At 71.7% G+C, this 26,303-nt stretch carries 16 protein-coding genes and 2 pseudogenes; 8 read left to right on the top strand and 10 right to left on the bottom strand.

Annotation, left to right across the window (positions count from 1 at the left end):
* The first annotated feature begins 154 nt into the window (after nt 1–154).
* Nucleotides 155–1,150 carry a M20/M25/M40 family metallo-hydrolase gene (locus tag ABT345_RS09275; RefSeq protein WP_345087763.1) on the top strand — a complete coding sequence of 332 codons (996 nt, stop codon included), beginning with the start codon at nt 155–157 and terminating at the stop codon, nt 1,148–1,150.
* A gap of 1,720 nt (nt 1,151–2,870) precedes the next feature.
* Here ABT345_RS09275 and ABT345_RS09270 read toward each other — a convergent pair.
* The 5 genes from ABT345_RS09270 to ABT345_RS09250 all read right to left on the bottom strand — a co-directional run bounded on the left by ABT345_RS09270 (nt 2,871) and on the right by ABT345_RS09250 (nt 8,141).
* On the bottom strand, nt 2,871–4,055 hold the full coding sequence (locus ABT345_RS09270; RefSeq protein WP_345087761.1) for an NAD(P)-binding domain-containing protein: 1,185 nt from the start codon (nt 4,053–4,055) through the stop codon (nt 2,871–2,873).
* Between the two features lie 88 nt (nt 4,056–4,143).
* Nucleotides 4,144–5,349, bottom strand: a complete 1,206-nt coding sequence (locus tag ABT345_RS09265; RefSeq protein ID WP_345087758.1) for an LLM class flavin-dependent oxidoreductase — start codon at nt 5,347–5,349, stop codon at nt 4,144–4,146.
* Nucleotide 5,350: 1 nt separating this feature from the next.
* The gene (locus tag ABT345_RS09260; RefSeq protein WP_345087755.1) at nt 5,351–6,391 is read right to left on the bottom strand and encodes an ABC transporter substrate-binding protein; all 1,041 of its coding nucleotides are present in this window, start codon (nt 6,389–6,391) and stop codon (nt 5,351–5,353) included.
* Nucleotides 6,392–6,432: 41 nt separating this feature from the next.
* Complete coding sequence (locus tag ABT345_RS09255; protein WP_345087753.1) at nt 6,433–7,254, bottom strand: ABC transporter ATP-binding protein; 822 nt, start codon at nt 7,252–7,254, stop codon at nt 6,433–6,435.
* Complete coding sequence (locus tag ABT345_RS09250) at nt 7,227–8,141, bottom strand: ABC transporter permease (protein ID WP_345087751.1); 915 nt, start codon at nt 8,139–8,141, stop codon at nt 7,227–7,229. Before ABT345_RS09250 ends, ABT345_RS09255 begins: the two co-directional genes overlap by 28 nt.
* 651 nt (nt 8,142–8,792) lie before the next feature.
* Between ABT345_RS09250 and ABT345_RS09245 the strand changes: the two genes are divergently transcribed.
* Entirely contained in the window at nt 8,793–9,215 is a 423-nt protein-coding gene (locus ABT345_RS09245) for a YjbQ family protein (protein WP_345087749.1), read from the top strand.
* Nucleotides 9,216–9,302: 87 nt separating this feature from the next.
* Here the strand turns inward: ABT345_RS09245 and ABT345_RS09240 are convergent.
* A pseudogene (locus tag ABT345_RS09240) lies at nt 9,303–9,771 on the bottom strand (transposase); the annotation flags it as partial.
* A 127-nt stretch (nt 9,772–9,898) separates the two neighbouring features.
* Here ABT345_RS09240 and ABT345_RS09235 point away from each other — a divergent pair.
* On the top strand, nt 9,899–10,606 hold the full coding sequence (locus tag ABT345_RS09235; RefSeq protein ID WP_345087747.1) for a Crp/Fnr family transcriptional regulator: 708 nt from the start codon (nt 9,899–9,901) through the stop codon (nt 10,604–10,606).
* Nucleotides 10,607–10,617: 11 nt separating this feature from the next.
* On the opposite strand, the gene ABT345_RS09230 is transcribed toward ABT345_RS09235, so the two are convergent.
* A complete protein-coding gene (locus tag ABT345_RS09230) occupies nt 10,618–11,148 on the bottom strand; it encodes a Pycsar system effector family protein (RefSeq protein WP_345087745.1) in 531 nt (176 codons plus the stop codon).
* A gap of 328 nt (nt 11,149–11,476) precedes the next feature.
* On the opposite strand from ABT345_RS09230, the gene ABT345_RS09225 reads away from it, so the two are divergent.
* Nucleotides 11,477–12,271, top strand: coding sequence for a hypothetical protein (locus ABT345_RS09225; protein ID WP_351321465.1), 795 nt, complete (start codon nt 11,477–11,479; stop codon nt 12,269–12,271).
* The gene (locus tag ABT345_RS09220; RefSeq protein ID WP_345087743.1) at nt 12,268–17,541 is read left to right on the top strand and encodes a tetratricopeptide repeat protein; all 5,274 of its coding nucleotides are present in this window, start codon (nt 12,268–12,270) and stop codon (nt 17,539–17,541) included. Before ABT345_RS09225 ends, ABT345_RS09220 begins: the two co-directional genes overlap by 4 nt.
* 632 nt (nt 17,542–18,173) lie before the next feature.
* Here ABT345_RS09220 and ABT345_RS33230 read toward each other — a convergent pair.
* The gene (locus ABT345_RS33230; protein WP_386458877.1) at nt 18,174–19,286 is read right to left on the bottom strand and encodes a bifunctional pirin family protein/GNAT family N-acetyltransferase; all 1,113 of its coding nucleotides are present in this window, start codon (nt 19,284–19,286) and stop codon (nt 18,174–18,176) included.
* 421 nt (nt 19,287–19,707) lie between these two features.
* On the opposite strand from ABT345_RS33230, the gene ABT345_RS09205 reads away from it, so the two are divergent.
* The gene (locus ABT345_RS09205; protein WP_345087741.1) at nt 19,708–20,544 is read left to right on the top strand and encodes an alpha/beta fold hydrolase; all 837 of its coding nucleotides are present in this window, start codon (nt 19,708–19,710) and stop codon (nt 20,542–20,544) included.
* A 461-nt stretch (nt 20,545–21,005) separates the two neighbouring features.
* Here ABT345_RS09205 and ABT345_RS09200 read toward each other — a convergent pair.
* Nucleotides 21,006–21,117 (bottom strand): annotated as a pseudogene (locus ABT345_RS09200) (3-hydroxyacyl-CoA dehydrogenase family protein); the annotation flags it as partial.
* Nucleotides 21,118–21,883: 766 nt separating this feature from the next.
* On the bottom strand, nt 21,884–22,873 hold the full coding sequence (locus ABT345_RS09195) for a helix-turn-helix transcriptional regulator (protein ID WP_345087738.1): 990 nt from the start codon (nt 22,871–22,873) through the stop codon (nt 21,884–21,886).
* Nucleotides 22,874–22,964: 91 nt separating this feature from the next.
* Between ABT345_RS09195 and ABT345_RS09190 the strand changes: the two genes are divergently transcribed.
* Nucleotides 22,965–24,446, top strand: coding sequence for an MFS transporter (locus tag ABT345_RS09190; RefSeq protein WP_345087736.1), 1,482 nt, complete (start codon nt 22,965–22,967; stop codon nt 24,444–24,446).
* A 405-nt stretch (nt 24,447–24,851) separates the two neighbouring features.
* On the top strand, nt 24,852–25,778 hold the full coding sequence (locus ABT345_RS09185; RefSeq protein ID WP_345087734.1) for a GNAT family N-acetyltransferase: 927 nt from the start codon (nt 24,852–24,854) through the stop codon (nt 25,776–25,778).
* Nucleotides 25,779–26,303 lie beyond the last annotated feature (525 nt).

Genomic DNA, 26,303 nt, shown 5'->3' with positions numbered 1-26,303 from the left:
CCGGTCCGGGCAACTCCGCCGTCCCGCGCCGCGTCCGGGGCGGTGACCGGTCCCGGCCCGGCGATCACGCCGGTCACACCGCACGGCCGCGGACCGGCCCCCATCGACGCGGCTCCTCGTGCGTCGCCCTTGCTCCTTCCTATGAGGTACCTCCGTGCAAGTTCTGACCACGACGCGCCGGCGGACACCGGCTCTGGTCGCCGCTCTGCTGCTGTTGCTCACCGGCATCGCGGCCGTACTGCCCCTGCGCACCCCCGACCCCCGGCCGGCCTCCGCGCCCGCCGGTGACTTCTCGGCGGCCCGTGCGGCCGCCCGGCTGGAGACCATCGCGAAGGTCCCGCACCCGACGGGGTCGGCCGCACAGGCGGACGTACGGCGGTATCTCGTCGCCGAGTTACGGAAGCTGGGGCTGACGCCCGGGAGCCGGACCCGGGTCGCCCCCGCCCGCAGCGAGGAGAACCCGGCCGTCCTCGGGTCCGTGGCCGACGTCCACGCAAAGATCCCCGGCACGGAGCCCACCGGCCGCGTCCTCCTCGTCGCCCACTACGACTCGGTGCCGACCGCCCCGGGCGCCACCGACGACGGGGCCGCCGTCGCCGCGATCCTGGAGATCGCGCGCGTCCTCCAGGCCGGGCCGCGGCCCCGCGACGACGTCGAGTTCCTCCTCACCGACGGCGAGGAGCCGGGGCTGCTCGGCTCGCAGGCGTTCGTCGACGCCGAGGCCGCCGCGCACCGCGGCGCCGGCCCCGGGCGGACCGCCGTGGTGAACATGGAGGGCCGGGGCTCCGGCGGGCCCGCCATGATGTTCCAGATGGCGGGCACCGGCCTGACGCCCGCCGTGCGGGCCTCCGGCGCGCTCACCACGTCGCCGGCGGCCGCGCTCTACGACACGCTGCCCAACGACACCGACCTGACGACCTTCGCCGACGCCGGTATGCGCGCATCAACTTCGCCTTCATGGAAGGGGCCGGGCACTATCACGCCCCCCACGACGACCTCGCCCGGCTCGACCGCGCGAGCGTGCAGGACATGGGGGACGCGGCACTCGGCGCGACCCGTCAACTCGCCGGTGCGGGCCTCTCGGAGAGCGGCCGGGACGCCACCTACTTCTCCGTGTTCGGCACGCTCGTGTCGTACCCCGCCCGGCTGAATCTGCCGCTCGCCCTGCTCGCCGCCCTCGCCGTGCCGCTGCTGCTGCGGTTCGGCCGGCGGCGCGCGCTGTCCCCGCGCAGGGTCGCCCGGGCCGCCGCGGCCTTCCCGCTGGTCCTGGCCGGCGCGGCGGGGATCGGTGCGGCCGGCTGGTGGGTGCTGGGCCTGGCCCGGCCGGACTTCGCGCTCAGCGAGGGCGGCGTCTACCACCTGGGCCGGTACGCGTGGGGTGAGGCGCTGCTGCTTCTGGTGCTGCTCGTCGCCTGGTACCGCTGGGCCCGGCGCGCTGTGTCGGCGCTGGAGGCCACGGTGGGGGTGCTCGCCTGGTTCGCGCTGCTCGGCGTGGCCGCCGCGGTGGTGTTGCCCGCGGGCGCCCACCTCTTCACCTGGCCGGCGCTCATCGGGGTGGCGGTGGTCGCCGTGACGCTTCGCCTGGCGCCCGCGGACTCCCCGTGGCGGGCGGCGGGCGCGGCGCTGACCGCCCTGCCGGCCCTGGCGCTCCTCCTGCCGCTCGCGCTTCTGCTGCTGCCCGCCATGGGGCTGTCGTCCACCGCCGCCCCGCTGGTCCTCGGGGCGCTGCTCATGGCCGTGTCGCTGAGTCTCCTGGAGCCGCTGCCCGCACACCGGGCGCTCACCGCCGGGATGCTCGCGGTGGCCGTGGCGGGCGCGGGCACGCTGGGGGCGGGCGCGGCCCTCGACGGCTACAGCGCCGACGGGCCCCGGCCGCTCAGCCTCGCCTACGGACTCGATGCCGACCGGGGCCGGGCCACCTGGATCAGTGAGAGCGACGCCTCCCAGCCCGCCGTCGGCGCGCTCCTCACCGAGGACCCGGAACGCTTCGACGACCGCTTCCCCTCCCCGTCCGTGGGCGACACCGCCCTCGCGAACGGACCGGCCCGGCCCGTCCACCTGGACGCCGCGCGCACCGAGACCGTCTCCGCCACCGAGGCGCACGGCGTGCGGACGGTCCGGGTCCGGATCCAGGCCCCCGCCACCGCGCACAGCCTCGACGTCCACGCCGCTACCGGTGCCCACCGGATCCTGGACGCCACCGTTCAAGGTGCCCGGCTCGCCGGCGGCCCCGGGCGGCCGAAGTCCGGCTGGGGCTGGGGCTTCACCTGTTCCGGGCCGCCCGCCGGCGGGCTCGACCTGGTCATCCGTGCCCGTGGGACGGGCCCGCTGCCGCTCCGTGTGGTGGCCACCGCGACCGGCCTGCCCCGGGAGGCCGGCGCGCCCGCCCTGCAGGCGGACCAGAGCTGGTGGTCCTGGCCGTCGGCCGCCGGGCAGACCTTCGTCGCACGGACCTTCCGGCTCTGAACGCAGGTGACGACGGGCCCGTCACACGGCTCCCGTCTCGGCGCGGGCCCGGCCGGGGCACGCAGGGGTGGCCCCGCAGACGCAGGGAGCGCCGGGCACCACGTCACGGACCGGCGCTCCCCGCTTCCGCGCACACGAAGGCGCCGCCCCTCCCTGGGACGGGGAGGAGCGGCGCCGGGGTGCGATCCGTCAGACGAGCCAACCCACGAGGTGGACGATGCCGGCGAGCAGGTTGGTGAGGATGTCCATCGAGGTGTTTCTCCTTGTGCGTATGTACGTGGGACCAACTCTCCGGCCCAGCAAGGGATGTCGACCGGAGGCGCTGTGACGGTCTGCAGCCCCTCACTTGCGCCCCGTAATCATGACCCGGCGCGCGATGCCCAAGTAACCACTTTCGGGATGGATCACGCCTTCTGGCGAACACTCGATCCCGCGTTCGTGTGTTCCCTTCCCGGGGCGGCGCCGTCCTCCGTCCGGGGGCCGCGGGCGCCCTCCCCGGACGGACCCGGCGGGCCACCGAGCAGCAGTCCCAGGTCGTGGACGGCCGCCCGCCCCGCACGGTTCGCCCCGATCGTGCTCGCCGACGGCCCGTACCCCACCAGATGCACCCGCGGATCGCGCACCGCCCGCGTGCCCGCCAGGCGGATGCCGCCGCCCGCCTCCCGCAGCCGCAGCGGCGCGAGATGGCCGATCGACGGGCGGAAGCCCGTCGCGTACAGCAGGACATCGGCGGCGAAGGTGCTCCCATCCGCCCAGACCACCTCGTCCTCGGTGATCCGCTCGAACATCGGCAGCCGCCGCAGCACCCCGTCCGCGCGCGCCCGGCGCATCGCCTCCGTCATCGGCAGGCCCGTCACGCTCACCACGCTGCGCGGCGGCAGCCCCTCGCGGACCCGGCGCTCCACCGCCGCGACCGCCGCCCGGCCCTCCGCCTCGCCGAACGGCCCGTCCCGGAAGACCGGCGGCCGCCGCGTCACCCAGACCGTGGCCGCCGCCACCGGCGCGATCTCCAGCAACTGCTGCACCGCCGACGTGCCCCCGCCGACCACCACGACCCGCCGCCCCCGGAACGCCTCCGGCCCCGGATACCGCGCACTGTGCAACTGCCACCCCCGGAACACCTCCTGGCCCGGCAGGCGCGGCAGGAACGGGCGGTCCCAGGTGCCCGTCGCGCTGATCAGCCCCCGCGCCGCATACGTCCCCTCCGACGTCGCCACCAGCAGACGCTCACCGGGGCCCGGCCGCACCGCCGACACCTCGACCGGCCGGTGCGGACGCAGCCCGAAGCGCTCCTCGTAGCGGGCGAAGTAGCCGCCGATCACCTCCGCCGACGGGCGCGCCGGATCCGCACCGGTCAGCTCCATGCCCGGCAAGGCGTGCATCCCGTGCACCTTCGCGTACGTCAGCGTCGGCCAGCGGAACTGCCAGGCGCCGCCGGGCTGCGGCGCATGGTCGAGCAGCACGGTGTCGCGGTCGGGCACATACCCCGCCCGCCGCAGGTGGAAGGCGGCGGACAACCCCGCCTGACCTGCGCCGATCACCGTCACCTCGACCTCGCGCACCGCGCCCGGCCCACCGCTGTCGTTCATGCCCGCACCAACGGCCCGGGGCGGCCGGATCTTCCCGTGCGTCACCGATGTGACGGAACGGACCCGGCCGCCCCGGGAAGGCGACGGCTCAGCGCCCGCCGGCGATCAGCAGCGGCGCCCCGCCGGGCGCGGACGCCGGACGGCCGTTGGCCGCCGGCACGCCCGCCGACGGCGACGGGATCCCGGCGAGCAGCCCCCGCGCCGCCAACTCCGGCCGGACGCCCTCACCGAACCAGTACGCCTCCTCCAGATGCGGATAGCCGGACAGCACGAAGTGCTCGATGCCCAGCGCGTGGTACTCCTCGATCCGGTCGGCGACCTCCGCATGGCTGCCGACCAGCGCGGTTCCGGCGCCGCCGCGGACCAGACCGACACCGGCCCACAGGTTCGGCGCGATCTCCAGCTTGTCGCGGGAGCCGCCGTGCAGCGCCAGCATCCGCTGCTGGCCCACCGATTCGCTCCTGCCCAGAGCCTGCTGGGCGGCGGCCACGGTGTCCGGATCCAGATCCCCGAGCAGCCGGTCGGCGGTCGCCCACGCCTCCTTCGACGAGTCGCGGGAGATGGTGTGCAGCCGGATGCCGAAGCGGACCTCGCGGCCCTCCTCCTCGGCCAGCCCCCGGATCCACTCGATCTTCTGCCGTACCTGCTCCGGCGGCTCGCCCCAGGTCAGGTACACATCGACGTTCCGCGCGGCGACCGGCCCCGCGGCCGCCGACGAACCGCCGAAGAAGATCTGCGGCAGCGGGTCCGGCGGCAGCGCCGTCAGCCCGCCCTCCACCTGGTAGTGCTCCCCGTGGAAGTCGAACGGCTTCCCGCTCCACACACCCCGTACGACCTGCAGGAACTCATCGGTGCGGGCATAGCGCCGATCGTGGTCGAGATGATCGCCGAACCGCTTCTGCTCGGTGGAGTCGCCGCCGGTCACCACGTTCAGCAGCAGCCGCCCGCGCGAGAGCCGCTGGTACGTCGCGGCCATCTGCGCGGCCAGCACCGGCGAGATCACCCCCGGCCGGAACGCCACCAGGAACTTCAGCCGGTCGGTGACCTGCGTCAGAGCCGTCGTCGTCAGCCAGGCGTCCTCGCACCACGTACCGGTCGGCGTGAGCACCGCCTCGAACCCCAGCTGCTCGGCCGCCTTCGCGATCTGCGCGAGGTACTCGACATCGGGCGCACGCACCCCGCTGACCGGCGTGATCCGGTCACGCTTGATGCCGCCGTCGGTATAGGCGTGCCGGTCGACCAGGGTGCGCCCGTCGCCGCCGGTCGGCAGGAACCAATGCAGATGTACGGACATGTCAGTGGGCCTTTCCGTAGGAACGCGGCGCCGTACCCGAAGGCGGCAGACCGCGGTTGAAACGGGGGTCGACGAACTCCCCGAAGTCGAAGGAGCGGGGGATCAGCCCCTCGCGGGCGAAGGCGTCGACGATCCGCTGCTCGGAGGCGACGGCGGCCTTGTCCAGCGCGACCTGCACGGCCGTGCCCCGGGTGCGTTTCACCGCGGCCAGCGCCACCCGCTGCGGCATACCGGTCTCCCGCGCCCACACCTGCGCCCAGGCGTCCGGGTGCGCGTACACCCAGTCCTGCGCCCGCCGCAGCCGCTCGACGTAGTCCTGCACCGCCGCGGCCTTCTTCGCGTCACCGAGCGCGGCGGGCGCCGCCACCTGGAAACTCAGACCGTTGACCACGCCCTGCCCGGTGGCGAGCACCCGCGCACCGGCCTGATCCAGCGCCTGCGAGGTGTACGGGTCCCAGATCGCCCAGGCGTCCACCTTGCCGCGGGTGAACGCGGCCAGCGCATCGGCCGGCTGGAGGTAGTTCAGCGTGACGTCCTTCGGCGACAGGCCCGCCTTCCGCAGCTGCGCCAGGAGTTGGTAGTGCGCCGAACTGCCCTGCGCCACCGCGATCGCCTTGCCCCTGAGCTGCGCGGTCCGCGTCAGCGGCGACCCCTTGCGCACCAGCAGCGCATCGCCCTCGGCACGGCTGTGCGCACCCGCCACGACCTTGATCTTCGACTTGGCCGCCGCGGCGAAGACCGGGGGAGTGTTGCCCACCCCGCCGATGTCCACCGCACCCGCGTTCACCGCCTCCAGCAGCGGCGGCCCGGACGTGAACGTCGACCACTTGATCCGGTACGTCAGCCCCTTCAGCTCCCCGGCGGCCCGCAAGATCGCCTCCGAACCACCCTTCTGATCCCCGACGTTGAGCGTCAGCGACCCCTTCCCGTCGACATCGTCGCCGGCCCCGCCCGCCGACCCGCCCGCCCGCGACGCACCGCCGCAGGCGGCCAGCACCGCCACGAGCGGCACCAGCAGCACGGACCCGGCAAGCCGCCGCACACCTGCTCTCCTCAGCGCTCCGCTCCGTTCTCCCGCCACCGTCATCGCTCCGTCCCGCCCGCCGCGACGGACTCGCTCCCGGCGACGGTGTCCCCGCCGCCCGCCGGCTCCGCCACCCCGAGCCGGTCCAGCAACCGGGCACGCAGCTCCGCGAACCCGGGATCGGCCGGTGTCCGCGGCCGGGGCAGCGCCACCGGCGTCTCGTACGCGATCCGGCCCTCCTCCATCACCAGCGCACGGTCCGCGAGCAGCAGCGCCTCGTCCACGTCATGGGTGACCAGCAACACCGCGCAGCCCCGCTGCCGCCACACCTCCGCGACCAGCCGCTGCGCCGTGATCCGGGTCAACGCGTCCAGCGCGCCGAACGGCTCGTCGAGCAGCAGCAGATCCGGCTCCCGCACCAGCGCCCGGGCCAGCGAGGCACGCTGCGCCTCACCACCGGAGAGCGTCCGCGGCCAGGCGTCGGACCGGTGCCCCAGCCCGACCTCCGCCAACGCGCGCTCCGCCACGGCCCGTTCGGGACGCCCCGGCAGGCCCAGCAGCACATTGCGCCACACCTTCTTCCACGGCATCAGCCGCGGCGCCTGGAACGCCACCGCCTTCCGCCGCGGCACCCACACCTCGCCGCCGATCTCCCGGTCGAGCCCCGCCAGCACCCGCAACAGCGTGGACTTCCCGCATCCGCTGCGCCCCAGCAACGCCACGAATTCGCCCGGCTCCAGCGTCAGCTCCAGATCGTCGATCACCCGCCGCCCGCCGAATTCCCGCACCAGCCCACGGGCCCGCACGGCCGCCACTCGGCCCTCGTCCGGTCCGGCCGCCGCCGGCCCGGGGCTCACTTTCCGGTGAATGTCGGTCGCCATTGCAGCAACAGCCTTTCCAGCGTGCGGACGAGAAAATCGGCGAGCAGACCGAGCAGCGCATACACCACCAGGCACACCACGATCACATCGGTACGGAAGAATTCCCGGGCCTGATTCATCAGAAAGCCGAGCCCGTCATCGGCATTCACCTGCTCACCGAAGACCAACGCCAGCCAGGCGGTCGCCAGCGCATACCGCAACCCCGTCATCGCACCGGGCAACGCACCCGGCAGCACCACATGCCGCACCAGCCCCCACCGCCCGAGCCCCAGCGACGTACCCGCCTCCACCAATTGCGCGTCCACGCCACGGATTCCGGCGTACACATTCAGATACAGGTGGAACGCGACCCCCAATGCGATCAGCGCGATCTTCGGCGCCTCGCCGATACCCAGCCAGATGATGAAGAGCGGAATGACCCCGACCCACGGAATGGACCGCAGCATCTGTACCGTCGCATCGATCAGATCCTCCCCGACCCGCGAAAGCCCGGAAAGCAACGCCAGCACGACCCCGACCGCCCCGCCGATCAGCAGCCCGACGGCAACCCGTTGCAACGACACCACCATCGCCGACGGCAGCGTCCCGTCCGCCACGAGCCCCGCGCCGGTACGCGCGATGCTGCCGGGCGAGGCGAGAACGTCTTCCTGGAGCAGCCCCGTGGCGCTGACCAGCTGCCAGAAGGCCAGTAGCGCCACGGGTCCTGCCGCCCGCCGCAGCCAGCGCGGAATTCCACGCCGCCGCCCGGAGACCGCGACGACCGCTTCCACATCGGGTGCAGGCGCGATGGGTTCTGCCGCCGTTGCCACCCCCTTTCCGCCGGAGGGCAAACCGTTTCCATGAGGCGGTGCCGGTCCGGCGGCGGTCTGATCGAGGTGGATGCTCATCGGGAACTCCTGGAGAGGGGAGAAGGCGTCACCCCTGTGGGGAGGGCGTGCCTGAAGCGGGGGAGGAAATCGCTATCGCTGATCACGAGCTGTTGGGCGCCAAACATGCGCCGGAAATCGGGACATGAAATAACCGTCATGGGAAATGCCGCGAAATCACGTGATGACGGCTGGTGAGGAGGGAAGAAGTGAACGGAAATTACCGGAACCTCTGGAGCTTCCGGAGATTTCTGCGGTCAGTTCAGGTAAGGCGTGGACGGATCGTCATCAGACGTAGTCGCGGCCGGACCCAAATCCGCCATCAAGGCAACAGGGCAACACGGCAACACCGCATCGCGGTACAGCCCCGCATGCCGCCGCGACGACACGCGGCGGACGTCACTCGCAGCAGGTCGATATGACCGCGCGTCGTGAGCAAGGCTGGCGTCAACATGCGGCCGAACGTATCCGCGCTCTTGAGAGCGGGTCAATCGCCGTCTCGGCAGATGGATATTTATTGCGGACACATTGCGGGGCGAGGCGGCGGGGTTTGCCGAGGCCGCGGGAGGATGCAGGGAAGACTCCCGGGAGCCCACCGACCACGCACCCCGGGTCCGGCTGGATGACCACACCCTCCCGCACAGCGCCCCATGCCCGCCCCACAATGGCTACATGAGCACCGCATTCACCACCCGCACCCTGAATATCACCACCGGCACCCGCGAAACCGTCGCGGACCTCACCGCCGACTGCGAAGCCTTCCTCCGGGAGGTGGCCCCGGACCGCGACGGTCTCCTCAACGTCTTCGTCCCGCACGCCACCGCAGGCATCGCCATCCTGGAAACCGGCGCCGGAAGCGACGACGACCTCCTCGCCACCCTCCGCACCCTCCTCCTGTCCGACGACCGCTGGCACCACCGCCACGGCACCCCCGGCCACGGCCGCGACCACGTCCTCCCCGCCCTCGTCCCACCACACGCAACCCTTCCGGTCCTCGGCGGCAGCCTGGCGCTGGGGACGTGGCAGTCGGTCTGTCTGGTCGATACGAACGTCGACAACCCGCGGCGGGAGGTGCGGTTGAGCTTTCTTGGGTAGGAACTCGGATCGCGTCGGACTGCAGACGGCGCGGCCGACCGCTCCAACCGGCACCCGAGTGAGGGCGCTGTCGATCCTGTCAGCAGGTTCTTCATGAGGTTCTTCATGAGGTTCTTCATGCGCGCGGTCCTCGGCATTGCAGATCTCCTGCGTCGCCTTCGTCGCGCCTGGCCGTGCGGACTTCGGCAGGGTGGTCGTGACATCCCGGCCCCGTGAACCCGGCACCTCTGGTGCCGGGCGGCTGGGAACACCTCCCGAAACGCCTTCCACAGCCCCATCGTGCCGTCACCGACGACCAGTTCCGGGTCACGCATGCCGCGCCGACGGCGGTCACGACGGAGTTGCTGCCGGCGAGGTCGCGCTGCGGAAAGCGTCGTGGTCGTCGCTCCACTGCTTCGTCAGCCGTGTCATGGTCGCGGGCGACAGCCCGGCCACCGGACCGAGGAACTGCTCCAGCGCCGGGGCGAAGTCCCCCGACGACAGCCCATGCACCGACCTTTGGTGAGTTGCGGCACCACGGCGGCAGGATCTTGGAGGAGAATCGCATCCGCTCGCCGTTCGGTGGTGCAGATGGTTGCCGAGGCGGCCGTCGAGATGAGGTGGCACATGCGGTTGCTCTGGCGGAACCCTTTCCGGGGAAGCAGCATGATGATGTCCTGTGACCGGAAGACAGGGGGATGCCGGTGGCTGTTCACGGCCGGCCCGAGGAGTGGCCCGCGCGCAGTCTGCTGGGGATGCTGCCGCTCCCGGCGCGGCGGGAATTGCTCGGACGGGGAGCCGAGGTCCGGTTCGACGCGGGCGACGTGCTGCTGAGAGAGGGGTGGGACGACCGGCACGTCCTGCTGCTGCTGTCCGGGGTCGTCAAGGTCACGGCGACGGTGGAGAACGGTCAGACCTCGCTCCTCGCGGTCCGGGCAGCCGGGGACATCGTGGGCGAGATGGCGGCCATGGACGGCGCGCCGCGATCGGCTACCGTCACCGCCTGCGGCCCGCTGACGGCCCGGCGAATCTCCGCCGACACGTTGCGGGAGCTGTTGCTGAGCCGGCCCGAGATCTTTGTGGCCCTTACGGGGATCATCGCCAACCGGCTGCGCTCGGCGAACAGACGGAGGCTCGACTTCCGCGGCTATCCGGCGAGGGTGCGGCTGGCCCGGCTGCTGGTGGAACTCGCCGACTGCTACGGAACCGACCGGGCCGACGGAGTGGAGATCGGCTGCTCGCTGACACAACCGGAGCTGGCCACGATGGTCGGCGCCGCCGAGACGACCATCCACAAGGTGCTGAGCGAACTGCGCAAGGACGTCCTGCTGAAGACCGGCTACCGGACCACCACGATCCTGGATCTGCCCCGGCTCACCGGCCTCGCGGAACTGTCGTCCGGGCCGCCGTAGCCGAGCCGGCGTCAGGCCAACACCGGCAGCAGGGCTACGCTCAGCCCCGCGCTCACCCCCATGACGGCCGTGCACACCACGGCTCCCGTCAGCCAGCGGTACTTGCGTACGGCGACATGGGCGAGGAACCGCACCGTGTGCGACAAATCCCGGCGATCCGCGGCCTCGTCGGCGGCTGGCGTGCCGGTGGTCGGGGTGTCGGCGATGTCGGGACCCGAGGCCAGCTGGACGAAGCTGTACCGGTTGTTGCCGGCCGAGCCCCGCAGCAACCGGGGACGCACGGTCGCCGCGAGAGTCACCGCGCCTGCGACGAGCCCGCAGACGAACAGGGCCAGCAGCGTCCCCGCGTACACCCCGTCCGCGCCGCCCTGACCGCAGACGGCCACGGACTGCCGGATCCACGTCCCCGAGGTGCCGACCAGCGTCGCCTGCGCCGCCGCCAGGATCCCGGCCTTGGCGTCCGCGTGCTGGTGGGTCGTCTGGAGCGCGGTCAGCATGTACTGCGCGGGGTGGTCGGCTGCTGCCTCTCCGGTCGGTGCCATGAAGTCTCCTTCGATCGACGGTCACGAGGTCCGTCCAGTAGGCGGGCGAAGGCCCCGACGGGACCAGTCACTTCTGCGGGTTCTCCGGACTTCGGGAGCGGTCACCCTTCCCAGGCGGACCGGCAACCCGTACTTCCACGGGGTTCACACGGGACGGCAGGTGTACGAATGCTTCTACCGGCGCTCGTCTTCGGGGGAGCGGGCGGGCGCAGGGGCTCTCCGTGGGGAGTCCGTGCGGTAACTCCGTTGGTTTGAAGGGGATGTGAGAGTTCAGGCTCATCTCTCCGGTGAACTTCGTGTACCGAGAGGTGTCATGGTGAGGAACGGTGTGGACGAGCGGGATGCCGTAACGGCGTTCGGGCGCAGGCCGCTGCTGGCGGTCGACGCCAAGGGGTACGGCGGGGTCGGCGTGGAGACACAGCGCCAGTTCCAGCAAGCGATCGTGGGGTTGCTGGACTCGGCGGCCGCGAAGGCCGGATTGGACCGTGCGGCATGGGAGACACAGGAGGGCGGGGACTCGCTGTTCGCCGTCCTGCCCGCGGACACCTCCGAGCCCGCCCTGGTCGACGACTTCATGCGCGCGCTGGACGCGAGCCTGCGCGCCTTCAACTTCAACCTCGGCACGGGGCGGCGGCCCTGGCTCAGGCTGCGCGCCGCCGTCCACTTCGGCGCGGTCGGGCTGGGTGCCAACGGGTTCGTCGGGCGGGCCCCGGTCGAGACCGGCCGCATCCTCGACTGCGCGCCCTTGCGCGCTGCCCTGGCCGAGGCGCCGTACGCCTGTCTGGCCGTCGCGGTGTCATCGACCGTCTTCCACGACGTGGTCGAGGAGGCGTACACCACCATCCCGCCGGAGGAGTTCCGGCGCGTCGGCGTCGAGGAGAAGGAACATCAGGGCGAGGCCTGGATCTGGGTCCCGGGCGCGGAGATCCGCCAACTGGACCTGGACCCGGCCGAGAAGGAACCCGCCCCGAACCACACGCCGGGCGCCGGGCCCTCCGTCGGCAACCTGCACAGCGGGCAAGGCAGTGCGATCGTCGTGGGGAACGGAGGGAGCGCGAGCGTCACCAACGGGACCGGTGGTGTCCCCTCGCCGGGCCCCGAAAACGCGGGTGAGCGGCCGTGACCGAGCCGGGCCCGAGCGTCAACTACCTGCGAAGCGGTGAGGGCAGCGCGATCGTCGTCGGGGACGGCGGCACCGCGACGGCGGTCAACGTCTACGGCACCCGTGTGCCCGCGATCGAGGCGCTCCCCGCCCCGTCCGCTCCCCGGTCCGCGTGGCTCATGACACAGCCCAGCCGTCTGCTGGACGCGCGCAGCCACGTCGTGCCGTTCGTCGGCCGGGAAGCCGAACTGGAGCGGTTGCGGCGGTGGCGGGACGATCCGGGTGCGCGGCTGTCGGTCCTGCTGGTGCACGCACCTGGCGGGCAGGGCAAGACCCGCCTGGCGACGGAGTTCGCCGAGCAGTCCAGGAGCGCGGAACTGCCCGTCCAGGAGCGGTGGTCGGTCCGCCAGGCAGGGTTCCGCGGTGTGCCCGGCCCGGCAGCGCCGGATGGCGCGTCCGCCTCGGACGAGGCCGCGGCCGGGGTACTCCTCGTCGTCGACTATGCCGACCGGTGGGCGCACAGCGAACTGGCACGTCTGCTGTCCGATCCCGTGCTCAACCAGGATCGGCCCACGCGGGTTCTGCTGGTGGGCCGTACCGTTCGCTGGTTCGCTGCGCTCCGCGGCGAGCTCGGCGAACGCAGGGCCGGCGCCGGCGACCTGCTCCTTCCGTCACTGGCCGCGGACCGCGCGCGGATGTTCGCCGCCGCCCGGGACCGCTACGGTGCCGCCGACCTGTACGGCCTGTCGGACACCGCGGACATCGACCCGCCGGGCTCCCTCGACCACCGGGACTTCGGGCTGACGCTGAACCTGCACATGGCCGCCCTGGTCGCTGTGGACGCTCACGCCGACGGCAAGAAGCCGTCGCTCACCGAGCCGCACGAGCTGTCGGCGTATTTGCTGGACCGCGAGCGTCTGGCCTGGCAGCGGCTCTACGACGCCGGGAAGCAGGGGCAGACCTACCGGACCGACCCCGACGTCATGGCCCAGACCGTTTTCACCTCCGTACTCACCGGAGCGGTCGGTCACTTCACCGGCAAGCGCGCCCTGCAGACCCTGGACCTGCCCGAGCACTCCGGGTACCTGCTGAAGGACCACCGGTTCTGCTACCCGCCCGCCGACCGCTCGCTGGTCCTGGAGCCCCTGTACCCCGACCGGCTCGCGGAGGACTTCCTCGGGCTGCTCACCCCCGGCCACGACATCACGTCCTATGAACCCGACCCCTGGGCGAGCGACGTCCCTGGCGCCCTCACCGCCGAGGAGGACCTGCGTTCCGTCATCGCCCCCCGCGCGGTCACCTTCCTCGCGACCGCCGCCGGGCGCTGGAGGCATGTCCGCGAAAACGTCCTGTTCCCGCTGTTGCGCGACGATCCGGACCTCGCGATCGCCGCCGGCAGCCCGGCCCTGACCACCCTGGCCGCCCTCGCCGACACCAAGCCCTCTGACACCCCGGACGCCTCCGCCGACCCCGAGCTGCTGGCCGTACTGGAAGCCGTCGAGTCCAGGCTGCCCGACGGCCGTGACGTCAACCTGGACATCGGCATCCTCGCGGTCATGGAGGTCCTGATCGCCCACCGCCTGGCCGTCGCCACGGACCCGGGCCAACGGGCCGGGCTGTACAGCACCCTGGCCTGGCGCCGCGCCAACGCGGGGCGCCGGGAGGAGGCGGTCGGTCCGGCCGAGGAGGCGGTCCGGCTGTATCGGGAGCTCGTCCGGTCCGACCCCGGGCACCTGGGCCATCTGAGCGGCCTGGCCTCCGCGTTGGCCGACCACGGGGACCGGCTGTCCGACGTGGGCCGCCCCGAGGAGGCACTGTTCCTGACCGAGGAGGCCGTGGCGATCAGCCGCCGGCTGACCGCGGCGGATCCCACCGCCCACCGGCACACCCTGCGCGAGGCGCTGACCAGCCTGGGCAACCGGCTGGAAGGCCACGGCCGCCCGGCGGAAGCGCTGGCCGCCACCCAGGAGGCCACCGACCTGTGCCGGCAGGCGGCCGACGAGGACCCGGCCGGGCACCGGCACGGCCTCGCGCTGGCGTTGGGCAACCTCTGCCTGCGACTGACGGCCGCGGGCCGCCGGGAGGAGGGGCTGGTCGCCGCCCGCGAGGCCGTCGACCTGCACCGGCTACTGGCCGCCGCCCGGCCCGGCGCCGAGCGGCCCTATCTGGCCGGGGCGCTGAACAACCTCGGTCGCGCGCTGCTCGGCGTGGAGCGGACGCAGGAGGGGCTGGACGCCGTACGGGAGGCCACCGGCCTGTACCGGGAGCTGGCCGAGGCGAACCCGGCCGCCTACCGGTCCGACCTGTCCACCGTCCTCCTCAACCTCGGCGAATCCCTCGTCCGGCTGGGCCGCGAGGACGAGGCGCTCACGACCGTTCAGGAGGCGGTGGACATCCAACGGCGGCTGGCCGAGGACGGCTTCAACTCGCCCCTCACGCTCGCCAACTCGCTGAACGCTCTCGGCGAGCGGCTGTGGGACCTCGATCGTGAGGACGAGGCCGTGGCCGCCACCCAGGAGGCCGCTGACCTGTACCGGCAGGTGGCGGTGGCCCACCCGGCGCTCGACCTTCCCGCCTACGCGGACGCCATGCACCGGTTGTCGCTGCCCCGCAAGGAGCGCCGGGAGGAAGCGCTGGCCGCCGTCGAAACGGCCGCGCGACTGCGGCGGAGACTGGACGACCCGGCTCCCGGCACCGACCTCACCGAGCTCACGAAGTCGCTGGCCGACCTGGGCGATGTCCTGGTCGGGTTGAGGCGTTTCGGGGAGGCCGTCACCGCCGTGGAGCGGGCCGCCGACGCCCGTCTCGACACCGGCGACGATTCCGGCGCGGCGGATCTCTTCCTGAACTTCGCCGGCCGGGTGCTGAGTCCGGGGCGGTTCGAGGAGGCGGCCACCGCGAGCGAGCGGGCCGCCGGTCTCTACCGCCGGGCCGGCAATCGCGCGCTGGAGGCCGCTGCGCTGACGAACCTCAGCAACGCCCTGTCCCGGATGGAGCGGGCGGCCGATGCGGCCGACGCAGCAGGACGGGCCGCGGCCGTCTACCGGGAGACCGGCGAGCGGCACCTGGAGACCGCCGCGCTGACCAACCAGAGCAACGCCCTGACGGCGGCCGAGCGGTACGAGGAGACCGTCACCGTCAGCCGGCGCGCCCTGGAACTCTTCGAGGAGCACGAAGCGGGTGGCTCGCCGGGGCCGCCGCTGCACAACCTGGGCAACGCCCTGCTGCGGCTGGGCCGGTTCGAGGAGTCCCTCGACCCCACCCGGCGTGCCGCCGCCGTCTACCAGGAGAAAGGCAACCGCAGCAGCGAGGCCGACTCCCTGACCAACCTGGGCGTCGCCCTGTACGAGCTGAAACGGTACGACGAGGCCGTTCCCGCCCTCGAACGGGTCGCCGCCCTGCGCGTGGAGATCGGCGATCCCGCCGGGGAGGGCGGGGCACTCGGCAGACTCGGTGCCGTGCTGATCGAGCTGGGACGGTTCGAGGAGGCCGTCACCGCCTGTCAGCAGGCCGCCGTGCTCCTCGGCGGGACCGGCAACCGTGACAGCGAGGCCCGGGCGCTGGCCAATCTGGGCGCTGCATGCGTGCGGACGGGCCGGTTCGCGGAGGCCGCCACCGCGTGCGGCAAGGCCGCGGCCGTGTTCCGGGAGGCCGGTGACCACAGCGGTGAGGCCGACGCCCTGTCCAACCGCAGCGAGGCCCTGAGGAAGGCGGAACGGTTCGAGGAGGCCGTTGCCGTCTGCGAGCAGGCCCTGGCGCTGTACCGCGAGACGGGCAACCGTCCCCGGGAACGCGCGTTGCTGCACGGACTGGGCACCAACCATCTCTCGATGGACAGATACGACGAGGCCGTCACCGCCTACGAACGGGAACTCGTGATCTGCCGGGAGACCGGTCGCGACGGTGAGGGCAACGTGCTCCTCAGCATCGGTCTCTGCCTGGTGTATCTGGAGCGGCACGAGCGGGCCGTCGCCGTCTGCGAGGAGGCCGCGGCCGTTTGCCGTGCGTCGGGTGACCGCGATGGTGAGGGCGCGGCGTGGGAGTGTCTCGGGACCGCGCTGGTCAAGCTGGATCGCACCCAGGAGGCCATTGCCGCCCGCACCCAGGCCGTCGCGGCGTTCCGCGCCGCCGGCAAACCGAAATCCGAGGCCACCTCGGCGGGCGAACTCGGCAACGACCTGGGCCGGTCGGGCCGGTATGCGGAGTCCGTCGCCGCCAGCAGGCGGGCCGCCGAACTCTTTGGGGAGCTCGGCGACAGCACCAAGGAGGCCAAGGCCCTGAACAACGTCGCCCTCGGCCTGGAGAGCAGCGGCCTGCACGAGGAGGCTGTCATCGCCGGCACCCGGGCCGCGGCGCTCTACCGCGAGCGCGGCGACGGGCACGGCGAGGCCGAGGCGCTCCGGAACCTGAGCCTCGCCCTCGCGTCGGTGGAACGGCGCAAGGAGGCCATCGCGGCTGCGCGGCGGTCCATCGCCTGCTACCAGGAGGCGGGCGACCAGCGCGGCGAGTCCCTGTCGCTGTACAACCTCGGGGAGTTCCTCCTGGGCGAGGAGCGGTACGAGGACGCCATTCCCGCCTACGTGCGCACCGCCGACATCATGCGCCGGCTCGGCTTCCCCAGCCTCCAGGCCTCCGCGTTCCTCAACCTCGCCCGCGCCCTGAAGGGGCTGGGCCGGCTCAAGGAGAACATCGCCGTCCTGCGCCAGGCCGCCGACATCTACGCGGAGATCCGCGAGGGGGACGGCGAGGGCAAGGCCCGCCTCCACCTCGGCCACCACCTCATGGAGGCGCGGCGCCACGAGGAGGCAGTTGACGCCTACCTGCGGTCCGCCACCGCCTACGGCACGATCGGCGCCCGGAGCCCCCAGGCCACGTCCCTGCTCGGCCTCAGCAAGGCGCTCTGGAAGGTGGGTCGGTACGAGGAGGCCGTCACCGCCGGCCTGCGCGGCGCCGACCTGTACGACTCGGCACTCGGGCCCGACTCCGCGGCCTACGCGCTTGCGGAGCTCGGCCGCGAATTCTCCCCGTCCGGACGTTCTCGGGAACTCATCCCTCTGCTTCGCCGGTGGCGCGAGGCCTGCCGGGACAGCGGCGACCGCCTCCAGGAGAGCTGGGCCCTCGTCCTGCACGGCGGCGCCCTGGTGGACGCGATGCGTTACGAGGAAGCCGTCCCTGCCAACCGACAGGCCGCCGTCACCTGCCGCGCGCTGGGCAACACGGACGGCCTGCGCTACGCGCTAAGCCAGCTGGACAAGGCCGAACGAGGCCTCCGGTGGGGTCGCCACTGGTGATGGCGAGCGCCCCAGGCGACGAGGAGGACGTGATCTGCCCGGCCCGCGGGACCAAGCGGGCAGGAGGCAGCGCCCTCATCGACCCGCACAAGGCCTGGCGGAAGCGACCAGTGCTCGCGTCCGGGCTGCATGAGCGGTGCGTGAGCGGACGTTGGTACTCAGCGAACTCGGGTGTCGAGCCACCGGGTGACGAGGGCCCTCCCGGGGCGGCGAAAGCACCAGGAGGCAGTGCCGCGAACGGCACTGCCTCCCTCCTGGCGAACACGCCCTTGAACAACGGCACGTGACGGAGCGATCGACCTGCGGATTCAAGGATGGCTCGGGCCGGCTTCGAGACTCGGCGCTCCACTCCTCGGCGGTGGACACCCGGTCACGGCTGAGGTCCGCGAACGCGCCGGTGCCAACTCGGGCTGATCCGCGGCTGTCGCGGCGGATCAGTGCCAGGGCCGCCCGGGGCAAGCTGTCCGGCGCCCGTTCCCGGCCCGCAGGGCAGCCGGGCCGTGATCAACGGCTTGGCGTCAAGGAGAGCCCTGGGGCCCTCGGGCGCCCCTGACGAACGGGGACGCCGACGAGGAAGCACCGATCCGAACCGGTACTTCCTCGTCTGGGGCGGTGGTCCGGAAGGCCGGTCGTCACCGTGCCGGTGCGGTCTCCAGCCACCGGAGGATGTCGGGGGTGACGGGGTCGGCCAGGTCGGCGAAATCCTCGTGCCGGGTGAGGAACTTCGCCACGTAAGGGCAGACCGGCACGGAGCGCATCCCGGAGGCCCGTACGTCGGTCAGGGCCTGCTGGACGAGGAGTGAGGCCAGGCCCTGTCCGGCGAAGGCGGCGCCGATTTCGATGTGGAAGAAGACGCGCCGGTCATCGCGGTCGCGGTAGGCGGTGAAGCCGGCGGTTTCGCCGTCGACCAGGATTTCGTAGCGGTGCCTGGCGTCGACGCGGCGGACGGCCGGAGCGGTGGCGGGCTGGGCCATGGTGGGCCTTTCAGTGGCGGAGCGGGTTCTTGCGGGGGGCGAGGGGGTGTTCGGGAGGGCGGGGGCGGGAAGGGCGTCGCCGTCGTAGCCGTCGACACCGCCGAAGCGGTCGGATGCCTGCTCCCAGGCCTGCCGGGCCTCGACGATCTCTTCGTGGCTGCGGCCGATGAAGTTCCACCACATGACGATCCGTTCCTCGAACGGCACGCCGCCGAGCAGCGGCGTGAACGTGGGCACCGGGGAGGTGTCACCGGCGAGGGACCCCAGGAACACCTTGATCTGTGCCCCTTCCCACCGCACCGGGGCCGGCACGTGGTGGCGGAAGTCGCGGCCGGTGTGCCGGTGTTCTTCGGGCAGGGCCACCCACAGCTGGACGCCGTGCAGGATCGTGGTGGCGGCGGTGGAGACCTCCGAGTGGCTGATGCCGTGCCCGCTCGTCATGAGGTTCAGCTCGCCGGGCCGTACGAACGCGTGGCTGCCCAGGCTGTCGCGGTGCTCGATCTCCCCGCTGAACAGCCAGCTCACGGTCTGCAGGCCGATGTGCGGGTGCGGGGCGACGTCCATGCCGCCCGTGTCGGCGACGTCGTCCGGACCGTAGTGGTCGACGAAGCACCAGGCCCCGATCAGCGTCCGGGCCCGCTGCGGCAGCGTGCGCCGCACCGTCATCGCCCGCGGGCCACCCAACGGGACGTCCCGCGCGGACACCACCTCGATCCGCGGCGCGGTGTCACCGTGGTCCACGGCGGTGCGGCGCGGCGCGGCGGGATCCACTTCGGCGTTGCTCAGCGCACTACCCCCAGAATGATTTAAAATTCAATAAATATGTCGTGGACAGCACCCTAAGGGCGGCCGGCGGAGGCGTCTTGTCCGTCGGCGCATCGCCAGTGTTCCGTCCGCGCACGCGAGAGGCGCCGGCGGGAAACGCCCCCAAAGGGCCGGTGACGAACGCCTTCGAGGAGCCTTGCGCTGTAGCGTGTCGGGACAGGTTTCCGTCCCGGCGCTTCCAGGCAATGAGCGGTGCACTCACGGTCAACAGGGGGCGGAGCGTTCGCCCTGGTGTGCGGTCATACCGTGCCGCGCATGCCCGGACGCCGGAAGTCGACGAGTCGATGCCGTCCGTGCAGCACCCTCCCCCCGTCGAGACGGGGTGTGGATCTGCGCGCGCCGGCCCTCCGAACGAAGGAATGAGACCTTGCCGTACATCACCGTGGGTCAGGAAAACTCCACCACCATCGATCTCCACTACGAGGACCACGGCACCGGGCAGCCGGTCGTCCTCATCCACGGCTTCCCGCTCGACGGCCACTCCTGGGAGCGGCAGAGCGCCGTGCTGCTGGAGGCGGGCTACCGCGTGATCACCTATGACCGCCGAGGCTTCGGGCGGTCGAGCCAGCCGACGACCGGCTACGACTACGACACCTTCGCGGCGGACCTGAACACGGTCATGGAGAACCTCGACCTGCGGGACGCGGTCCTGGTCGGTTTCTCGATGGGCACCGGCGAGGTGGCCCGCTATGTGTCCGCCTACGGCTCCGCCCGTGTCTCCAAGGTCGCCTTCCTGGCCTCGCTGGAGCCCTTCCTGCTCAAGACGGACGACAACCCCGACGGGGTCGCCCCCAAGGAGTTCTTCGACGGCGTCGTCGCGGCGGTCAAGGCGGACCGCTACGCGTACTACACGGACTTCTACAAGGACTTCTACAACCTCGACGAGAACCTCGGCACCAGGATCAGTGAGGAGGCCGTGCGCAACAGCTGGAACGTCGCGGCGGGCGGGGGCTTCTTCGCCGCGGCCGCCGCACCGTCGACCTGGTACACCGACTTCCGGGCCGACATCCCGGCCATCGATGTCCCGGCCCTGATCCTGCACGGCACGGGCGACCGGATCCTCCCCGTCGAGGGAACCGCGCGGCCCTTCCGCCAGGCGCTGCCGTCCGCCGACTACGTGGAGATCGAGGGCGCCCCCCACGGGCTGTTGTGGACCCACGCGGAGGAAGTCAACGCCGCACTCCTCGCCTTCCTGGAGAAGTGACCCGGCCGCAGTCCCGCGCGACGGGCCTGCGGATCGAGGCCGCCGTCGGGATCGCCGGATACGGGGATCCCGACGGCGGCATGATCGGGGACCGCTGAGGTGAGCGGCGCCGACCGTCCGGTCTGCTCGCTGCAAGCGCAGCGAGATCCGCCGCAAATCACTCTGATGAGGCCGCGTTTTTCGTCGCCCCCCATACATAAAGGCTCCTGGAGCAGCCCTCGGTGAGACCACTGCCCCACGGGCCTCAACAGAGGCGAGCGTGACGTCGCCTTCGGGCCGGCCCGAGGCAGTGGTCGGGGGCGACGGTGGAGGGTGGTGGCGCGATAGCACCGGGTGGCATCCGGAGGAACGAGCCGCTGCCACTGTACGAGGCCCGGGCCGCCGATCCAGGGCTCGAAAATGCAGGTCAAGCCAACTCCGGGGCAGAGGTGCTTCCCTGCCAGTTGGCGACGCTGTCACACTCACTGGTACGTGTAGAAACCCGACCCGCTCTTGAGCCCGAGCCACCCCGCGTCGACCGTGCGGGCGAGGAGCGGGGGCGGCGTAGAGGGGCTCCTCGTATTCCTCGTACACGGGATCCGTGCGCTCAGCCCACGGATCCGAACAGGTCGCCGGTTATCCTTCGGGTCGCCTTAACGGAGTTTGGCGGATACGCACGTCGACAACCCCGACCGTCAGGTGCGGTTGAGCTTCCTGGGGTAGAAATTCGGATCGCTTCGGACTGTAGACGGCAAGTCCGGCCGCACCACCTGGCACCGAGTGTGGTTGCTGTCGAGCCTGTCAGCAGGTTCTTCGTCGGCTGGTGGTGCAGCGCCCACGCACACATGACCAGCGAATACGCTGGGAGGCGAGGCAAGCGGTGGTGATGGATGTGGCCCGAGTACGGTCCGGGTCTCGACTCGCCCACCGCAGTGGTCCACGGGGACTCGATCCCACGCCGTCGTCCCCTCCTGGCGTGTTCCGCTCCCCGGCCGCTCTGGAGGGCGTGGCCTCACAGGTGATCTGACTGCTGGAGGCGCCACCACCGTCTGTCGCTCTTGGCATGGATGGCCACGCCAAGCGATCCGGCCCCGGAGGCGCGCATCTCGTCCTGCGGGCCCGGCCGGCTACCGCTCGGCCGCTTCGGGGGGCGCTGCCTCCGCGGGGCTCGCCATGTCGAGGAGCAGCATCGCGTCGTGGTCGTGGCCTTGTCGGCTGTGGCGAGGTCTGCCAGGTGGTTGCGTTCGGCCCAGGCCGCGGCCCGGAGGCGAGTCTGCTCCAGCCGATCCCCGTGTGGTCGGCTCCGGAAGTACTTCGGAGTCGATCAGGCGATCGGAGGCGAGGCTGGAGCGGGCCGTCCTCACAGGCGCGCCGGGCCGTCCTCCTCGTACCGGGCGAGCATCCCGGCGAGGGTGGTCCGCATCTTCTCCCGCAGCTCGGGCGGTCCCACCACTTCCGCACCCACGCCCAGCGACAGCAGCGTGGGGAGCGCCTGTTCAGCGGACTCGACGGGTATGACCACCCGCGTCCAGCCACCCGCGTCGGGTGTCGCAGATTCCCTGGCGGCCCGGGCCGCCGCCGAGTCGAGTACCTGCCCGATGTCGGCGAAAACCTCGGGGGACAGGCGGAGCACCGCCTGGTCGCGGTACCGGCGTGTGTCGAAGGTCTCCAGGTACGCGCGCCAGTGTGCCGCCAGGTCGAATCCGGCAGGCCGCTCGAATGTCTCTCCCCGGGGCTCCAGTTCGGTGATCCGGGACACCCGGTAGGTCCGCACGCCGTGCGCGGATCCGGCGACCAGGTACCAGCGGCCCGCCTTGAGGACCACTCCGTAGGGGTTCACGGTTCTGACCACCGTGTGCGGGGTGGCCCAGCGTTCGTACCGGATCCGCACCTGTCGCTGGTCCCACACCGCGTTCGCCACCACGGACAGCCAGGGTGTCTCCTCAAGGTCCTGATACCAGGCGGGGATGTCGATGTGGATCCGTTCCCGGGACTGTTCGGCGCGCTCGCGCATCTCGGGCGGCAGCGCTGCGGTCAGCTTCCGTCGTGTCCCGGCTGCCACGGCGCCGAACCCGAGGGCTGCCGCGGCTCCGGGCAGGCCGGTCAGGAACAGTGCCCTGGCCTCGTCGGCGGTGAGCCCGGTGAGCCGTGTCCGGTAACCATCGAGCAAGCGGTACCCGCCGTCCGGGCCGGCTTCGCCGTACAGCGGGATGCCGGAGGCGGTGAGCGCCTCCATGTCCCGATAGACGGTGCGGACCGACACCTCAAGGGTCTCCGCCACTTCCCGCGCGGTCATCCGGCCGCGGGTCTGCAGGAGCAACAAGACGCTCACCAACCGGCTAGCTCGCATGAACGAAAGTATCCGGGTCACTGACAGGGGATGTCAGTGACCCGGATCTAGCCTCGCGCCGTTCCCCCAACCATGAACGGAAGATCCTGACATGACCAGTCCGCAGACTGCCGGCCGTGCGGCCGACCGCAGGTCCTGGGCCCCCTTGGCCGTCGTCCTGACCGGCGGCTTCATTTCCTTTCTGGACTTCTTCATCGCCAACGTCGCCATCCCCTCGATCCAGAGCGACCTGGGCGCCGGTGCACCTGAGACCCAACTCGTCATGGTGGGCTACGGTGCCGCCCTGTGCGTGGGACTCATCACCGGCGGCCGGATGGGCGACCTCTACGGCCCCCGCCGGATGTTCCTCCTGGGCCTCGCGCTCTTCACCGCCGCATCCGCAGCCTGCGGCTTCGCGCCCGGCATCTGGTTCCTGATCGCCGCCCGTGTCGTTCAGGGCCTTTCCTCGGCGATGTTGACCCCACAGATACTCGCCGTCGTGAGTCACGTCTACACCGGTGCGGCGCGGGGCCGTGCCTTCGGCGCGTACGGACTGATGCTGGGGCTGTCCGGGCTGTGCGGGCAGCTCATCGGCGGCGTGCTGATCGCCCTCGACGTCGCCGGGCTCGGCTGGCGAACCGTCTTCCTCATCAATATCCCGATCGGTCTGGTGATCCTCACCCTGACGCCGCGGACCGTCCCGCGCATCCGTACCGAAGCCGGTGCCGGGCTGGACCTGGCGGGGGCCGCCCTGGCCACGGTGAGCCTTGCCGCGGTGGTGCTGCCTCTGCTGGAGGGCCGGGAACAGGGCTGGCCGTTGTGGGCATGGCTGTCGCTGATCGCCGGCGTGCCGTTGTTCGTCCTGTTCATCACGCACCAGCGGGGACTGGCCGCACGCAGCGAGGCACCGCTGATCGATCCGGGGCTCTTCCGCAGGCGGGGATTCGCCGTCGGCGTCGCGGCCTACTTCGTGTACTTCATGTCGATGGGCTCCTTCTTCTTGCTGTTCGCCATCTACATGCAGGAAGGAAGGGGCTGGGACGCGCTCCCGTCCGGACTGCTCTTCACCACGATGAGCGCCGGCTTCTTCGGCTCGTCGTTCCTCGCAGGGAAGATCGCCGTGCGCATCGGCAACCAGGTCGTCGCCCTGGGCGCCGGGCTGGTCGCCGTCGGGTACGGGACGGTTGCCCTGATCGTCGCGCACCTCGGCGTGGACGGCTCGGCCGGCTGGGTCGCGCCCGGACTGCTGGTGGCGGGATTCGGCATGGGTCTGGTCGCCGCTCCACTGCCCGCCGCAGCCCTGGCCGACGTCGACCCGAAGCATGCCTCCGCGGCCTCCGGCGTGCTGTCCACGGCGATGGAGGGCGGCGCGGCGCTCGGTGTCTCGCTCGTCGGCCTCGTCTTCTTCGGCGCGCTCGGCGCCTCGCCCTCACCGGACAGATATCCCAGGGCGTTCTTCCTCAGCATCGCGGTCATCGTGGCGTTCCCCGTCATCGTCACCCTGCTCGTCCAAGCTCTGCCGAAGCCGGCTCCGGCCGTTTCGGAGGCCAGCCAGGAGGAGGGCTCCGACACGGTCGAGCAGCCGGTGTGCTGACCCGCCCACTCGCAGGAAGCCGGGCCTCACCTCCAGTACCCCAGTGGTGGAGCCCGGCGATCGGAGCGGCTATGACCAGCCAGTGATGTCCGTCATCAGCGCGCCACTGCCCAAGGCGGACGGCAGGCGGCTTCGCCGGCAGCCTGAAGGCGCCCTCGGATGTGCCTGCCACCTATCTCACCGGCCGCGCTTCGCACCCGAAACCCCTGTCGTGCAGTGGATCGGCACAGACCGGGCCATCGTGACGACAGCGGACAGGCTCCGACCCGGGCGTGGAACCGCCCGCCGCCGTGGTTCGCGAACTCAACAACCGTTCCGCGCGGCCGTTCCGCGGTCGCTCTGTTACGGTTTCGGTGTACCGCACCTCTTGGCGGCCTCCTGTATCTCTCCAATCAGAGGTTTGCCATGCCGTCCTCACTGAGGGTGCGTCCCTTCCGCCGCGACGACCGCGACCAGGTGACAGAACTGGTCAACGCCCATGTCGCCGCTGTCGTCCCTGGTCTCTCCGTCTCCGTGAACACGGTGCTGAGCCAACTGCAACGACGTCCGCAGGAGTTCATTCTCGACCCGTGGGTGGCCGAGCGCGTCACGCTCGTCGCCGAGCAGCGGCAGCACGTCGTCGCCGCCGCCCACCTGCTGCGCTACCGTGCCGACGCTGCGACCGGTGCGGACTACCGCGACGCGGGCGTGATCGAATGGTTCGTCTTCCGGCCCCCGGCCTCCTTCTGGCCGGACTCCGAGAGCGCGGCCGACCTCCTGATGGCCGCCTGTCTCGCGCAGCTGACACGCTGGGGCGTGTCACGACGCTACGCCGACGGACAGCTCCCGGCGGCCGGGATCTGCGGTGTCCCGGACCAGTGGGAGCACATCCGTGCCGCCTATCGACGGACCGGATTCACACCGGCCGGACCGGCGGAGGCACTGCTGATCGCCGCGGTGGCCGACCTGGGACGGCCGGCCGGGGCGGCGGTCCCGGGGGCGAACGTCCAGCGCACCCTCGGCGAGTGCGGAACCCGGTTCTCCGCCCGGCTGGGCGACGACGTCATCGGTTACGTCGAGGTGGACACATCCTTGGACCGGCCCGAACGGTACGCGCGCAACGGAGGGCTGGCCGACCTGGCCGGTCTCCATGTCGCCGAGCCCTACCAGGGCTCAGGGCTGGAGGAACAGCTTCTCGCGCACGCAGCCCGGTGGCTGCGGATGGCCGGCGTCGACCGGGTGCTGACCTACGCCACCGCGGACGACATCGAGGAGACCGGACAACTGGTCCGGCACGGCTTCCAGGAGCTGTCCCGGATCGAGCGGGGGTGGGTGCACCGGGCCGTACGCTGACTCGGCCCCTGACGGGTCGACACGAGTCGGCGCTGACAGCGTTCTTCCCGCCGACTCCCGCGGCCCCGTCACTGTCCTCCGGCGCTTTCCCGATGTGCCCTTCGTTACGGGCCGGGTGAGGGTATTTGCTCATCCCAAGGATCGGCACCCGCGCGCAACGCGGGGTCGAGCCGTGGATAGGCGCCGTGCTCGTGAAGCGAGCACGGCGCCTCGTCCGATCGGCCTGTGGTGCGCCGTTCGGTACGCCGAGCCGGCCGTTCCGCCTCCCCGTCGCCCGGCAGACGTGCAAGCAAAAGCGCCGCGGCCGCCCCCTGGCCGTGGGGTCCAATTCCTTCCCGCAGGCCGCGCAGACCTTCCGCTCCGGCGCCACCACGCTCCTTTTCGTCACATGGTCCATGCGTGACGAAATCTATCCGCCGGCAAGGCTAACGGCTCGAAATGGCAGCTATGAACCTTCCTTTAATGGGTTTGCCGTGAAGGGTGACTGTGTGCGTATGCTGTACGCCGTGATGCGTACTAAGTACG

The organism is Streptomyces sp. NPDC000404 (assembly GCF_040300365.1).
Classification (GTDB): Bacteria; Actinomycetota; Actinomycetes; order Streptomycetales; family Streptomycetaceae; genus Streptomyces; species Streptomyces ramulosus.
The sequence above is the reverse complement of the archived record's forward strand: the minus strand, read 5'-3'. Positions and strand labels throughout refer to the sequence as shown.

Coding starts and splice junctions, on each gene's coding strand:
- ABT345_RS09245 (WP_345087749.1), top strand. CDS start 8,793: ATGAGCACCGCATTCACCACCCGCACCCTGAATATCACCACCGGCACC.
- ABT345_RS09185 (WP_345087734.1), top strand. CDS start 24,852: ATGCCGTCCTCACTGAGGGTGCGTCCCTTCCGCCGCGACGACCGCGAC.
- ABT345_RS09230 (WP_345087745.1), bottom strand. CDS start 11,148: ATGGCACCGACCGGAGAGGCAGCAGCCGACCACCCCGCGCAGTACATG.
- ABT345_RS09190 (WP_345087736.1), top strand. CDS start 22,965: ATGACCAGTCCGCAGACTGCCGGCCGTGCGGCCGACCGCAGGTCCTGG.
- ABT345_RS09250 (WP_345087751.1), bottom strand. CDS start 8,141: ATGAGCATCCACCTCGATCAGACCGCCGCCGGACCGGCACCGCCTCAT.
- ABT345_RS09265 (WP_345087758.1), bottom strand. CDS start 5,349: ATGTCCGTACATCTGCATTGGTTCCTGCCGACCGGCGGCGACGGGCGC.
- ABT345_RS09195 (WP_345087738.1), bottom strand. CDS start 22,873: ATGCGAGCTAGCCGGTTGGTGAGCGTCTTGTTGCTCCTGCAGACCCGC.
- ABT345_RS09255 (WP_345087753.1), bottom strand. CDS start 7,254: ATGGCGACCGACATTCACCGGAAAGTGAGCCCCGGGCCGGCGGCGGCC.
- ABT345_RS09270 (WP_345087761.1), bottom strand. CDS start 4,055: ATGAACGACAGCGGTGGGCCGGGCGCGGTGCGCGAGGTCGAGGTGACG.